Consider the following 13506-nt stretch of genomic DNA (forward strand, 5'->3'; position numbering starts at 1 on the left):
TGCCGCTTGAGGCTAACGCCCCCCTAAGCAACAGCTCGAGGGGCCCTTCTTTTTATATACCGCCCCGTCTCGTGGCTGCCGCGTTAGGGATAGTCTCCCGGAGGCCGAGACTGCAGGCTCGGCGAGCGCAGCGAGGAATCTAACTCAAGAAAAAGGAAGAAGACCCTCGCATTGCGAGGGCCTTCATGGGGTTGGTTTTTGGAGGTATTCTTAGGAGTACTAAGACTTTTTTGAGAGAGAGAAGCTCGTTACGGCAGGGTGAACTGCTTCAGGAACGGCCAACCGACATTGCCGTTGCCCTGTTCGTGGCCTCCGCCCTGCTTGGTGCAGAGGACGACCTTCGTGCCATCACGGCAAGTGGAGTATTCGTCGCAACCGTCGGAGTTTTGGCTCGGAACACCGGTACAGCCGTTCTTCTCTGCCCAGAACTTGAAGTTCTTTTCGGCACCGAGGAAGTTCAGACCATCACCGTAGCCGCTATCGCCACCCTGGTATTTGCAGACGTTGTCGGCCGTGCCACGGAACATGATGATGGAAATTGGACGTGTCGGGTTGCACTGAGCGCTGTTCGTGGTGTTCAAGTCCATAGCGGCCGGAGCGACTGCAGCGTAGATGTCGGACATGAAGCATGCCACGTGGTTGCTCATGCCGCCACCCATCGAGAAACCGGCTGCGTACACGCGCTTCTTGTCGATGCAGGCGATTTCTTCGACTGCTGCGACCATTTCGCGAGAGAACTTCACGTCGTCATCGTCGGAGCAGCACGGACCCACGTTCCAGCCCGGCCCCATCTTGCGGGAGTCCGCGGACTTGGTGCCGTCGGGGTATAGCGAAATCACGCCTTCTTCTGCTGTAAGAGTTCTGTATGTCGTGCCGTTATACTGGCCTTCGCCGCTTCCCATAACCGGGTGGTAGTCCACAAACAGGGGAACCGGCTTGTCGCCCTTGTAGGAATCCGGGATGTACATGATGAAGGTGCGCTCCTTGCCGTCGACCGTCACGCTCATGTTCTGCTTGCCGGCCTTGGCCGTCTTGCCGGAGCAATCGACCGGTGTGTCGTTCGGAGTCTTGCTGCTGGAAGAGACGACCTGCTTTTCGGAAGAAGAAGATACGGTCGGGTTGTTGTCGCTGGAGCTTGAACTCGAGGGCCTTGCCATTTCGATGGTCACGCCGGTTTCGGTTTCGGCCTGCATCTGGTAGACAAAGTTGGCGTAGCCGTCAAGCGAGAACTGGAGGGATGGCAGCACTTCGCCTTCTTTCTTGAGCGCCTTAACGATGCCCTTGTCGGTTACCATAAAGGTGCTGTTGCGGTTGTCTGCGCTGACGCGGATGAACTTCGCGCCTTGAGCAAGCTTGCCCAAGGCCAGGGAGACGATTCCCTGGACGTTTTCGATGTTGTTCTTCTTGAGAACCTTGCCTAGAGAGTTGATTACGGACACGCTGAGAGACCGTGCATCCGCATTGTAGATGGTGAGCGTGTTGCCTTCCATGTGGAGGGCGATGTTCGAAGCCTTTACGTCCATAAGAGCGTTGATGCCGTCGCTACTGAGGCGGAACGTTCCGTCTTCGGCGCTGGTCGTTTCATAGCCACCGAAGTTAAAGGTACTGATTTTTACTCCACCGAGCAAACGACCGGAAATCTTGGACTTTACCACGCCATCAATGCTCCAGGCAAAGGCCTGGCTGCTTAAAAGACCGAGCAAAGCAATACTGGCGATATTTGCTATTTGGGGGTTACGCATAGATACTCCTTTTTAATGACACCCTTGCACTTTTATTTCTTTAATAAATTTACACATTTATTGTGAATTTACAATATATTTTGCGTAAAGTTTGTTAAACTAAATATAAAACTTACACAATTTCGTGTAAAAAGCGTTTTGTGAGCGCTTTTATTTGGGGAACGTGGATTTATTGTCCAAGGAAACTTGCTTTGACAAGGTAAAAACCACCTTTTGTAAGGTGCTTTTACCTGTGGTGTTCATGTTTTTAAAGGATGTTGGTTATGAAAAAGCTGTCCATTCCCTTTCTAACGGCAACAGCGGTACAAGCAAGTTCGCTTGGGACAACTTCGACAAGTGCGAAAGCGCCTACAAGTGGGCCAAGGAAAAACCGGGCGAACGCCACTTAAAGTTCCACGCTCTCGTTTGGGGCTCGCAGTACCCGAACTTCCTCTGCAAAAAGAAAAATCCGGGCATTACCGTAGAACTCACCAAGAAGTACATTACTGAATGGTTCGATGCCGTTGCCGCGAAGTTTCCGGACCTCGAATACATCGACGTGGTGAACGAAGCCATTTGGGCGGGTGACAACTATCACTCTGGTTACGGCAAGCCTGCTGCAGGTGCCGAAGGCCACAGCACCGACGATACCGAATGCGGCGGCTCCTACATTATCGAAGCCCTTGGCGGTGACCGCGTGGTGAATGACAAGCACCAGTACGACTTTATCACGAAAGCCTTCAAGATGGCCCGCGAACGTTGGCCGAAGGCTGTGCTTATCTATAACAACTACAATACGCTCTCCTGGCAGATCAACGAAGGTATCGAACTTATCCAGACCATTGTCAAGAACGGTCCTCCGGTCGATGCTTACGGTCAGCAGGCTCACGACTGTAAGGGCATGAGCAAGTCCGATTTCGAAAGCAAGATGTGGACTACTTCACCTTCGTGAAGGGCAAGGACGCAACCGATCCCGAACCGATTGTCGGTGACGATGACCCGGGCACGATTTCCATTGCAAATGTCAAGTTTGACGCGGGCAAGCTCCAGGATTACTACGTGTTCGACATGCAGGGGAACCGCCTGGGCCTGATTTCGGTCTATGGATTCAATGCCGCTGCCGACCTGCTCAAGTCTTCTAGCGCCATCAGGGCTTCGGGCATTTACTATCTGCGTAGCCGTACCACCGGCCAGATGCAGACCGTGAGAGTTTCCATGTATTTTTAAACTCAATACACCAAACAACGGGTTACGGGGCGAATACGCCGGAACTTGTTTCTTTTTGTTTACGACACCGTGGATATATTGTCCATGACAATCCGCCCTGATGGCGAAAAATCGGCCTTTTTTAGAAATAGATTTATAATGGTTTTTGGGATGAAACCATCAAAACAAAAAAAGGATGTGTGGTATGAAAAAGCCTCTTTCTACAACTACAAAAGCTTTGGTGCTTGCTCTCGCGGCGTCAACCTTCTCTTTTGCTGGCCCGGGTCTTGCCGATGGCGCTGCGAAATTCGTCGGAAACATAATCCAGGGTAGTGCAGCTCGCTCTGACTATACCACGCTATGGAACCAGGCAACTGCCGAAAACGGATGTAAGTGGGGCTCTGTCGAGGGCACTCGTGGTCAGTATAACTGGCGCGACTGCGATGCTGCCTATAATTGGGCAAAACAGAACGGGGGCCATTTCAAGTTCCACGCTCTGGTGTGGGGCTCCCAGTACCCCAACTGGTTGAACGGCCTTGACGTCGAGAATACCAAGACGGCGATTACCGCTTGGTTCGATGCAGTTAAGAAGCGTTATCCCGATCTCGAAATGATCGACGTGGTAAACGAAGCTATCCGTACGGGTAACAACAACTACCACTCTCCTTACGGCAAGAACAACAACATCATTCCGGCACTTGGTGGCGATGACGGTGGCAACTACCAGTTTGTTGTCACGGCTTTCAAGATGGCCCGCGAACGTTGGCCGGATGCAATTCTCATTTATAACGACTACAATACCATCCAGTGGAATGTAGACCAGGGTATTGACCTTATCAAAAAGATTAAGGCCGCTGGTGCTCCGGTCGATGGTTACGGCTTGCAGGCTCACGACTTGATGACCAGTGGTGGTAATGGTGGCGGCACCGGTGGTGGTGGCTACTGCATGAATTTCGATACCTTCAAGAGCACGATGGAGAAAATCCATAAGCAAACGAACAATATCCCCATATTTATTTCTGAATACGATGTCCCGAGTACCGATGACGCTATTCAGCAACAGTGCGTCAGTGAACAGTTCAAGTACTGGATGGAAGACCCGCATGTGGCGGGAATCACCTTCTGGGGTTATGTTTATGGTCAGACATGGTTGGATTGTAATGGAAAGGCGAATGGTTGTTCCGGTCTCATCAAGGACGGCAAGGACCGTTCTGCTATGACATGGCTCAAGGACTACCTCTCCAAGAACAAGGGTGTGAATGAAACGGGCCTTCCGACAGGTGATGTGGCTCCGGTCCCGCCTGAACCGCAGCTCCCGTTCAAGGGCGAGGCCTTCGCTGTTCCGGGTAAGATTCAGGCCGAAGACTTCGACATTCCGGGCAAGGGCAAGAACGAAGACGGTACGAGCAACGAATCCTATGGTGACGATTCCGAAAACCATGGCGATAGCGACTACCGTAAAGATACGGGCGTAGACCTGTACAAGAAGAGTGGCGACCGCATTGTCGTGGGCTACAACCAGACCGGTGATTGGCTGGAATACACGATCAACGTGAGCGAAGCGGGCGATTATACCTTCTTTGCGGCCGTTGCTTCTGCAAACAATACTTCTAGTTTCCAGATGTCCTTGGATGGTAAGGAACTCACCGACAAGATTTCTGTTCCGCAGGCATCTTCTGGTGAAGAAAACTACGACGATTACAACAAGGTCTCTGCCAATGTGACTCTCCCGGCTGGCAAGCACATTCTCCGAATGGATGTAACCGGCGACTGGTTCGATATAGACTACTTCACCTTCGTGAAAGGTAAGGATGCAACTGACCCTGAACCGATTGAGAAGAATGAAGATCCGCAGTTTGTTCAGCAGAACATTAAGCTTGACAACAATGCCCGTCAGGACTTCCACGTGTTCGACCAGAACGGTGTCCACATGGGTGTGCTCAGGGCTTACGGTTTCGATGCCGCCAAGGAAATTCTCAAGACTTCCAACGACATCAAGGCGTCCGGTATTTACTACCTGCGCAGCCGTACCACGGGTAAGATGCAGGCTGTCCGCATTGCAAAGTAATAGGTCGGTGTAGGCCTGTAGCAATTCTCTCTTTTACATACTCAATACACCAAACAACGGGTCCCGGGGCGAATGCACCGGGGCTTGTTTCTTTGTGGCGTAAAAAGAGGACTAGCCGACGGAGCAGCCAAGTTCGTCGGTAACATTACAACTCGTAGCCATGTTCGTAGCGACTTTACGCAACTCTGGAACTGAATTACAGCAGAAAACGAATGTAAGTGGGCCTCTATCGAAGGCTCTCGCGGCAAATTCAACTGGGGTGGTTTGTTTGTTTTTGTTGATATAATTAAAATAATTGACATAATTGATATGATGAAAACGCCGAAAATGGCGCGGATTTTTTGAAAAATCGTAGTTTTTTACCCTTGCAAGGTCGCGTTTTTTCTTCTAAATTTAGCGCAGCATTTCACGGGGCAACTCGGCCCCGGAATAACTGATAAAGGATTTACATGAAGACCATTACGGTAAACCCGAAGAACGTCGAACACAAGTGGAAGCTTGTGGACGCCGCCGATAAGCCTATGGGTCGCGTTGCCTCTGAAGTTGCAAAGCTCCTGATGGGCAAGCACAAGGCCATCTTCTCCCCGAACGTCGACACTGGCGATTTCGTGGTTGTGATCAACGCTGAAAAAGTTGCCGTTACCGGTAACAAGGCTCTGCAGAAGCAGTACTTCCACCACACCGGTCACATTGCCGGTGAACGCTGGATCAACTTTACTGACCTCAAGGCAAAGCACCCGACTGCACCGCTCGAAGCTGCCATCTGGGGCATGCTCCCGCACAGCGCTCTCGGTCACAAGATGATCAAGAAGCTCAAAATTTATGCCGGCGCCGAACATCCGCACGCCGCGCAGAAACCTGAAGTTGTAGAACTTTAAGAACGGAGGATACCTCTATCGCTACCGCAAAGAATAAGAAGATCTACCGTGGCACCGGCCGCCGCAAGAACGCCATCGCCGCTGTGATCCTGAAGCCGGGTTCCGGCAAGCGCACTATCAATGGTCGTGATTTCAAGGATTACTTCCATTCTGAAGTGCAGAACATGATCGCTAACCTCCCGTTCGCCATCCTCGGCAACGCGGAAGAATGGGACGTCGAAGTTACCGCTCGTGGCGGTGGAATCGCTGGCCAGATGGGCGCTGTCCGTCTCGGCATTGCCCGCGCACTGGTTGCTAACGACGCCGAAGTCAAGCCTGCCCTCAAGAAGGAAGGCCTCATGACTCGCGACTCTCGTGCCGTCGAACGTAAGAAGTTCGGCCGCAAGAAGGCTCGTAAGCACTTCCAGTTCAGCAAGCGCTAATCTGCGAAATTGCTATTACGAAAGACCTCCGCTTTTGCGGAGGCCTTTCTTTGTATAAGACCGCTCGCGCCCGTCATGCTAAGTATGTCCCCCGAGTGCTTGCTCTCGCCACCGCCCCAGCTTTGCGTTTGGGGCTTTGTGGCTCATGAACCCTGGCTCTGCCAGGTTTTTTCTTATAGGGGTCGTTTTCGAGGCGCGCTTCAGCATTTTTTTGCGGATTTTTGCCATACGTACCTATAAGATTAAAGTTTTGCCCCTGTTTATAGGTGCGAAAACGGTCAAATGGAGACTCTCGCAAGTATTGCGTTTACCTTGGTACCTATAAGTCTGTATGGTCTTGGTACGTTTATAGGTGTTTTTTTGCCTTTGCTACAGTGTAGTGAATGTTAATTTGTATGCAAAAATAAAAAATGTACCTATAAATCCTTTGCGGAAAGGGGGGGGGTATAGGTACGCCGTCCAAAAATGTTCTGGAAATGCACAAAAAAACGCTAGTGAAGCTTTAGAAATTGTCCGGCCTGTCGAACATGTGCGTGACGAACTCGGTCACGAGCGTCACGTAGGCGTCGTCGCTGAAAAGCGGCTTTTGCAGCAGGTCGATGGTTTCTTGCGTAAGGTTGCCGGTCCTTGCAAGTTCCGCGCCGCCGGCCTTGTACTTGTCGCGGAGCATTTTCAGGCGGCGCGGGCCTCCGCGGTGGTCGAGCGCGCGCATCTGCGGGCAGGCGATGAGTGTGTAACCCTCGTGTCCGAGGATAATGTCGAACTGCTTGCGGATCGGTTCGTAGACCACGTTGATGTCCATCCAGGCGCAGCTCGAAAGCAGGATGATTTTCTGTCCTTCTTTCTGGAACTGGAGCCCGTGCAGGTTCGAATTCAGCGCGTTCACGCCGTCTTTCAGCTTCTGGCCCATGTAGGGGTGCACCATTCCCACGATGCGGTCCATCAGGACCTTCATCTGTCCCGGCACACCGAACAGGTACAGGGGGAAGCTCCAGATGACAATGTCGGCGTTCGTGAGCTTTTCGCGCACCCAGGGCACGTCGTCATCCTTCATGAAGCAGCTGCCGTCTTCGCGTCCCCAGCAACTGAGGCAGCCGCGGCATGGCTTAATGTTCAGGCGGTCGATAAAAAGGTATTCACTCTCGTAGTCGCCGTTTTCTTCGAGCCCCTCCACGAAGGCCTTTGTCGGAATCAGGGTTCCGCTGCGTTCGTTTTTGGGGCTTGCAACCATTACGAGAATTTTTTTCTTATCTGCCATGTGTACAAATTTAGAAAAAAATATTTTTTCCATAAATCGTTTTACTAGTGACGGGTAAAAAGCGATATATGAATGTCCGGCGCGCAAACAAGGAGGTCCGCCATGTTCACTCTCCCCTCGATGTCCCAGATAATCGCATGGTTCGGCTGGGGTAACGGCATCGGGGCCGTTGCGGCCATTAGCGTTATTCTGACTCTGGTCGTCATCGTGGCACCTGTGATTGCGGGGCTTCTCCTGTATGGGCTGGAACGCGCGCAGGTAGAAATTATCGGGGCGGTGAACCGCGACTTCGCCTATTTTTTCGTGAATTTCTTGACGTTTCCCGGAACATTCGTGCACGAGATGTCGCACCTGTGCTTTGCCGTGATTACGGGGGCCGAAGTCGACGAAATCTGCATGTTCGAAAGCGACGGCGAACGCCTGGGGCATATCAGCTACTGCACGCGCGGCCCGTGGTTCATGGTGGCGGTGCAGCACGCGCTTTCGGCGGTGGCGCCCACAGTGGTGGGCTTTACGCTCGGCTACCTTCTGCTCCAGTACATCTTTAGCGGCGGCCATTCCGTGCTGGAATATATCGGGCTCTGGTACCTGGTGATTTCGCTGATAGACCATTCGACCATGAGCGATTCCGACCTGGAACACTATTTTCAGGGCGTGTGGATCTTTATTCTGCCGCTGTTCCTGCTGTTCTTTTGTTTCGGGTATTTTGGTTAAAGGTGTGGAGAGGTTCTAATGAAAAAGTTTCTGACAAAAGCGTTCTTCAAGGAATGTGTCCTGACTCTTTTGGCATTTGTCGTGGGGGCGATCATTGGAGCTGTTGGTTCGCTTGCGATCAGGCTGCTGCTTGACAGTGTAGAAATCAAGTGGAAACCGGAGCGGAATTATACGCATTGCTCTGCCACAAACGTAGATGATTACTATTTCCAGAAGCTTGAAACCTTCGTGGATCCGCGCGACAGTAACGAATATACGGTGCTCAAGTTCGCCGATTACAAGGGGTGCACCATGTCGGAACATGACTCCGGTTTTTTGGCGGGCGACACCGTGACCTTTCACCTGATGCTTGAAAATCTGCGTTACAAAACCAGGTGCAGCAAGTGCCTGGATTCTACTTGCGAACGTGGGCGCTACTACCCGTTATACGAACGTGGCCGAGTTTGCCCCGCTGGCTGGAGCATCGCGAGTGCCCATCAGAACGCTGCGCTATACATTGCCGGGAATGCTCGAATCCAATACTGGCCGACATTTTCTCCGATCAAGGTGATTGACCCGGAGGATCCGAGCGGACTGAAACGTCTGCGCTCCCGTTCGCATGACACCTGGGGCCTAGTCGATACCGTGGACTTGAACCTGTCCGGTTATTACAATGGCGAGAAAGGCGTCTTTGAATATGTGGATACCCTGAGCATTGTCTGGACGAGCGATGCCATTGCCTCGGTGATTGTGCCGAATGACACGACCTCGCGGCATTGGGAACTCTTGAAGTCTATTGTGGAAGAGGAAAGGCTTAAACCCGAGTACCTTTACCCCGTGCGCTGCATCCGCGTAGACGATCCGAAGCACATCATGGACAACCCTGAATCGGATATGATTTTATACTACAACAACATGCGGCAACTGCCGTATCTGTACAGGTGAGGAGGTACTAATTATGGACGCGGAGAGGGCGAGGAATGAGGATAGAAGAAAGATGTTAAAGAACTTGACAAAGCTTTGTGAAAAAGCGATATATTCTTAGTAGCAAAAGGAGAATGGTATGACAATAGCAGTCGGAATTTTGGGCGCAGTCCTCGGAATCGTAATCGGCATCCTCGTGATGCGTGTCAAGGGCGCGCAGCGGGATGCAGAATGCAAGCAAAGCAGTGCGGAACTTGAAACGCAAGTGGCGGTATTGCAGAGCCAGCTGAATGCGGAAACTGAAAAGCTCCATGCCGCCCGCGAAACCGCAGAAAATCAGCTCGCGGCGGTAAAGGCCGAAGCAGAAAAGCGCATCGCCGACGAAAAGGACGCTGCCGCCAAGCGCCTTGCGGCCGAAAAAGAAGAGGCGGAAAAGAGAATCTCCGAAGAACGGTCGCGGGCCGAAAAGAGGCTTGCCGACGAAAAAATGGCGGCCGAAAAGCGGCTTGAAACCGAAAAGCAGGAATTGGAACGCGTCCACCAGAATGCCTTCAACGAGCAGAAGGAACGCTTCGACGACATCTCGAAGCGCCTTGTGGCCGAGGCGAAATCCGCTACCGAAGAAATGCTCAAGCAGCGACAAAAGGACATCGCGGAATCTGGCCATGCGACCATGGAACAACTGGTGAATCCCCTCAAGGAAACCATCGCCAAGATGGAGCAGACCATGAAGGACAGCACCCTCAAGCAGGTGGAAACGAATACCTCGCTCAAGGATGCGCTGAGCCAGGCCATCGATTCGAACGCCAAGACCAAGCAGACCGCCGACGACCTGATCCGCGCCTTCAAGCACGACAGCAAGATTCAGGGCGACTGGGGCGAATGCGTTTTGGAAGAACTCCTGGCTTCGTTAGGGCTCCAGGAAGGGACCCATTTCGAAACGCAGGCGCCGCTCCGCGACCAGAACGGCAATCTGTTGGTGTCTGAAGAAAGCGGCCGCAGCATGCGCCCCGATGTAATCGTCCATCTGGATACGAAAAAGGACGTGATTGTCGATTCCAAGGTCTCGATGGCCGCATTCTTTGAGTACAACCGTGCCGAAGACCCTGAAGTGCGCAAGGATTGGCTGAAAAAGCATATCCAGAGCCTGGAGCAGCACGTGAAGGAACTTTCCGGCAAGAAGTACGAAAATTACGTGAAGGCGCCCAGGGAAACTATCGACTTTGTGATTATGTTCGTGCCCCGCGCCGATGCGCTTTGGCGGGCGCTGGCCGAAAAGCCCTCGCTCTGGCGCGAAGCCATGGAAAAGGGCGTGTATATCGCCGACGAACAGACCCTTTATGCGGCCCTCCGCATTATCAAGCTGACTTGGCGCCAGGTGCAGCAGGCGCAAAACCAGCAGAAGGTCTTTGAACTTGCAAACGAAATGCTCAAGCGCGTGGGCATGTTCGTAAAGCAGATGGGCGATGTGGGCAAGGCGCTGGACAATGCCCAGAAGGCTTACCAGAACGGAATGTCAAAATTCGCCGAGAAGGGACAGAGCGTGCTTACCACCTGCCGCCAGCTGGAAAGCCTGGGCGCAAAGCAGGACAAGAACAATCCGCTCCCGACCGAAATCGAGGTGATTGAGATGCAGGGCAATCCTGCACAGAATTAAAAGTGAAAAATCGTCTCCTGATACAAAAAGGTTCCCTGCCAAGCGGGGAACCTTTTTGTATAAAGCGAGTTGAATGCGCTATTCCTCGGCATTGAAACGTTCCTCTACAAAGTTAATCAATTATGCAATCCTTGATGCTCCAGAACCCCTTCTTATTGCTTCCGATGCGGACAATGAGTCCGCATGTTTTGAGTGTGTTTATAGCACGTTTGACCGTTATGACAGATATATTGTGTTGTGCGGCTATTTCTTGAGCGGTAATACAGTTTCGTTGTTTTATGGAATCAAAGACGAGACACTCCTTGTCTGATAACTTGTTTATGGTATCGTTTATGGTATCGTTTATAGTATCATTTGTGGTATCATTTATGGTGTCATTTATTGTATCATCTACCGTGTTTATGGTATCATTTACAGGGACATTTGTGGTATCACTTTTGCTTTTTTCTGTCCCTTTTCGTAGTAGTGTGGCCATGAAGTATCCTGAACCAGTTTGATATTGCACTGGAGTTGTTCCGGCTTCTTTGCAGATGTCTGCAATTCTCAAAAGGCCCGTTCCCCATTTTTCGACAATGTTCATCTTTTGAAAAATGTCGGCAATTTGCGTGTTACGGATGCTTGAATAACCTGCAAGAACCTTTTCTAGGGATAGGTCTCCGAAAATTCCTCCTGGATTCTGGAATTCGATACGGTCATCGAAAATTGAAATCTGAATGCAAGAACTATCCATGTAATTGCGGTGCATTACAGCGTTTGCCAAGAGTTCTCGTACGGCTTCGGGCGGATAGTCATATACGTCTTTGCGGTAGAGTCCCTTGATTTGTGCTCCCACATTGGTGTGCCTATAAATGAATTCAAAAGCTTCCTCAATTTGCTGGTAAATAGGTCCATCAAATTCTTTGCGGTCAAGGAATACGGAACGCGTTAAACCCTTGAACCTGGCGCACTGTATTTTGGCAAAGTGTAGGTCATTGGCGGTAAGAAGCCTGAACGCAATACTCGGGAGCAGGATTCCTTCGTGAACTTTAAGCAATCCCCAGCTGATAAGGTTTTCGATGGAAATCTTCTTTTGGTTAGTGGAACGTTCGGCAATGACCCGTCTCAGTTCGTTAATCTGTTTTTTGGTGGCCGGCTTTACGCCCCGTTCTATGATTTCGTCATAGGACTTGTGGGCGCTGTAGAGCATCATCTCTCGGATTTTTCCGAATTCCGCCTTTCGAGTGGTCGCTCCGACACGGATGTACACGCCATGGCGTTCACCCTCGGGCTTGAAAAAATAAGGAGAACAGTCGCCCTTGTTTATCTCTAGTACGACGACGGTTTTGTCTTCAATGGTTTCAATGTGTAGGTGCGGAAAAATTTGCGGAGAGCAATTGTCGCTAATTTCATTCGTAATCGAGTCCATAAATTTGAACACGTTTACTGACGGAATGCCTGTGATTTTAAGCGAGGAGTCTTCGACACCGAAAACTATGGTGCCTCCCTTGCCGTTCGCAAAGGCGATGGCTGTCTTCACCCATTTCTTAGGGTCTTCAGATAGTTCGTTCCCTTTGAATTCTAGAATTTCGGATTCACCTTTCTTGATGTCGTCTGCAGTCATTAGAGCCCCTGCGATTGCCCAACACGCAATCGCTTACAAACCAATGGATTGACTTGTATTAGCGTCTGCATTGCAGACGGTGCTCTACGTTGATAGCCACAGGGCCGGTTCCCTGCAGGGCAACTGTCGCGATTTGCGGATTGTCAAGTCCACAAAGGGCGACGACCTCAAGCAGATAGTGAAACTTCCTCCCCGGTTCGAATACGCTGTCAGAAGGATTGTCGGAATCTACTGAAATGAATATATAAACTTTTGCAGAAGATGGCAATAGGGCTAGGTGGGGGAAGAAATTTGCCGTAAAAAAATTCTATGATGACTTTACAATGCGGGTTCCCCAGAACGATATAAAGATAAACCTGTTCCCGGGAGACCTTTATGAAGAAGGACAATATCAACGAACGCTACAAATCCTTTGAAAAACGACCGGGCTCTCTAAAAAATGCCCTGGGCAATTTCAATAGGATAACCGAGGAAACTTACGCGGTGTTCCGTGATGTTGTTAAAGATCACTCGGATATCGGCAAGGCGTCCATTGTGATAATGGCGTCTAACCTAGCCTCGCACATAGTGAAGGCTGCCAATGACGAAAGCAAGCCCAAGGCTCGCCGGATTTATGAAATTGCGGGAATCATTGCCCCGATGTATGAAATGTTTTATGACCGCCTGACTCGGGAGACGATTGAGGACCTTGATGGGGAGATGGAGGGGGATGAGGGGTGATTCTCCTCCTAAAAAACAAGATAAAATGTAAAAAAAGACTTCTTTTTTTGCAAATTGAATGTAAATTTAGTGAGACAAGGCAATGCCTTTTGGTTCTGAACTAAGTGGCTTGCTGTGGGATGAAATAATTGTCTCAAACATTTTTTGATTAGGTATTATTATATGGCAAAAACAAATGTTCTTGGCTACCATGAAGTTGAAGAAAATTTGATGAAGTGGACTTCGGGAAGAGTATCTGCTGGAGAAATCGGTTATGGCAACCTCTAAAAATTACCCCAAAACGACTGTTTACAAATAAACTAATATTTGCTATATTTAGCCTCGTAACAAAACGAGGTTTTTTGTATGGACCAGCTCAG

At 50.6% G+C, this 13506-nt stretch carries 13 protein-coding genes; 10 read left to right on the forward strand and 3 right to left on the reverse strand.

Annotated elements, in window-relative coordinates; genetic code table 11:
• Positions 1 to 248: 248 nt before the first annotated feature.
• Positions 249 to 1742 (reverse strand): PHB depolymerase family esterase, encoded by a 1494-nt coding sequence (locus Q0P86_RS15360; protein WP_290995389.1) that lies wholly within the window; start codon positions 1740 to 1742, stop codon positions 249 to 251.
• A gap of 220 nt (positions 1743 to 1962) precedes the next feature.
• Between Q0P86_RS15360 and Q0P86_RS15365 the strand changes: the two genes are divergently transcribed.
• From Q0P86_RS15365 to rpsI, 5 genes are all read left to right on the forward strand, one after another.
• Positions 1963 to 2673: an endo-1,4-beta-xylanase gene (locus Q0P86_RS15365; RefSeq protein ID WP_295040673.1), complete on the forward strand. Its 711-nt coding sequence runs from the start codon at positions 1963 to 1965 to the stop codon at positions 2671 to 2673.
• Positions 2652 to 2948 (forward strand): hypothetical protein, encoded by a 297-nt coding sequence (locus tag Q0P86_RS15370; RefSeq protein WP_291021995.1) that lies wholly within the window; start codon positions 2652 to 2654, stop codon positions 2946 to 2948. Before Q0P86_RS15365 ends, Q0P86_RS15370 begins: the two co-directional genes overlap by 22 nt.
• A 184-nt stretch (positions 2949 to 3132) precedes the next feature.
• On the forward strand, positions 3133 to 4995 hold the full coding sequence (locus Q0P86_RS15375) for an endo-1,4-beta-xylanase (RefSeq protein ID WP_294985779.1): 1863 nt from the start codon (positions 3133 to 3135) through the stop codon (positions 4993 to 4995).
• 449 nt (positions 4996 to 5444) lie between these two features.
• The gene (gene rplM, locus Q0P86_RS15380; RefSeq protein WP_290995382.1) at positions 5445 to 5873 is read left to right on the forward strand and encodes a 50S ribosomal protein L13; all 429 of its coding nucleotides are present in this window, start codon (positions 5445 to 5447) and stop codon (positions 5871 to 5873) included.
• Between the two features lie 41 nt (positions 5874 to 5914).
• Positions 5915 to 6295, forward strand: a complete 381-nt coding sequence (gene rpsI, locus Q0P86_RS15385) for a 30S ribosomal protein S9 (protein ID WP_199220953.1) — start codon at positions 5915 to 5917, stop codon at positions 6293 to 6295.
• A 502-nt stretch (positions 6296 to 6797) separates the two neighbouring features.
• On the opposite strand, the gene Q0P86_RS15390 is transcribed toward rpsI, so the two are convergent.
• A complete protein-coding gene (locus tag Q0P86_RS15390; RefSeq protein ID WP_295040675.1) occupies positions 6798 to 7553 on the reverse strand; it encodes a flavodoxin family protein in 756 nt (251 codons plus the stop codon).
• 102 nt (positions 7554 to 7655) lie between these two features.
• Here Q0P86_RS15390 and Q0P86_RS15395 point away from each other — a divergent pair, with 102 nt between their 5' ends.
• From Q0P86_RS15395 to rmuC, 3 genes are all read left to right on the forward strand, one after another.
• On the forward strand, positions 7656 to 8267 hold the full coding sequence (locus Q0P86_RS15395; protein ID WP_290995378.1) for a hypothetical protein: 612 nt from the start codon (positions 7656 to 7658) through the stop codon (positions 8265 to 8267).
• A gap of 18 nt (positions 8268 to 8285) precedes the next feature.
• A complete protein-coding gene (locus Q0P86_RS15400) occupies positions 8286 to 9191 on the forward strand; it encodes a hypothetical protein (RefSeq protein ID WP_295040677.1) in 906 nt (301 codons plus the stop codon).
• 118 nt (positions 9192 to 9309) lie between these two features.
• Entirely contained in the window at positions 9310 to 10827 is a 1518-nt protein-coding gene (gene rmuC / locus Q0P86_RS15405) for a DNA recombination protein RmuC (protein ID WP_295040679.1), read from the forward strand.
• Positions 10828 to 10939: 112 nt separating this feature from the next.
• Here rmuC and Q0P86_RS15410 read toward each other — a convergent pair whose 3' ends face one another.
• Positions 10940 to 12427, reverse strand: a complete 1488-nt coding sequence (locus Q0P86_RS15410) for an RNA-binding domain-containing protein (protein ID WP_295040681.1) — start codon at positions 12425 to 12427, stop codon at positions 10940 to 10942.
• 79 nt (positions 12428 to 12506) lie between these two features.
• Here Q0P86_RS15410 and Q0P86_RS15415 point away from each other — a divergent pair, with 79 nt between their 5' ends.
• The gene (locus Q0P86_RS15415) at positions 12507 to 12662 is read left to right on the forward strand and encodes a hypothetical protein (protein ID WP_291021981.1); all 156 of its coding nucleotides are present in this window, start codon (positions 12507 to 12509) and stop codon (positions 12660 to 12662) included.
• Between the two features lie 140 nt (positions 12663 to 12802).
• Positions 12803 to 13147, forward strand: a complete 345-nt coding sequence (locus Q0P86_RS15420; RefSeq protein WP_295040683.1) for a hypothetical protein — start codon at positions 12803 to 12805, stop codon at positions 13145 to 13147.
• Positions 13148 to 13506 lie beyond the last annotated feature (359 nt).

It is taken from the genome of uncultured Fibrobacter sp. (assembly GCF_946062555.1).
Classification (GTDB): Bacteria; Fibrobacterota; Fibrobacteria; order Fibrobacterales; family Fibrobacteraceae; genus Fibrobacter.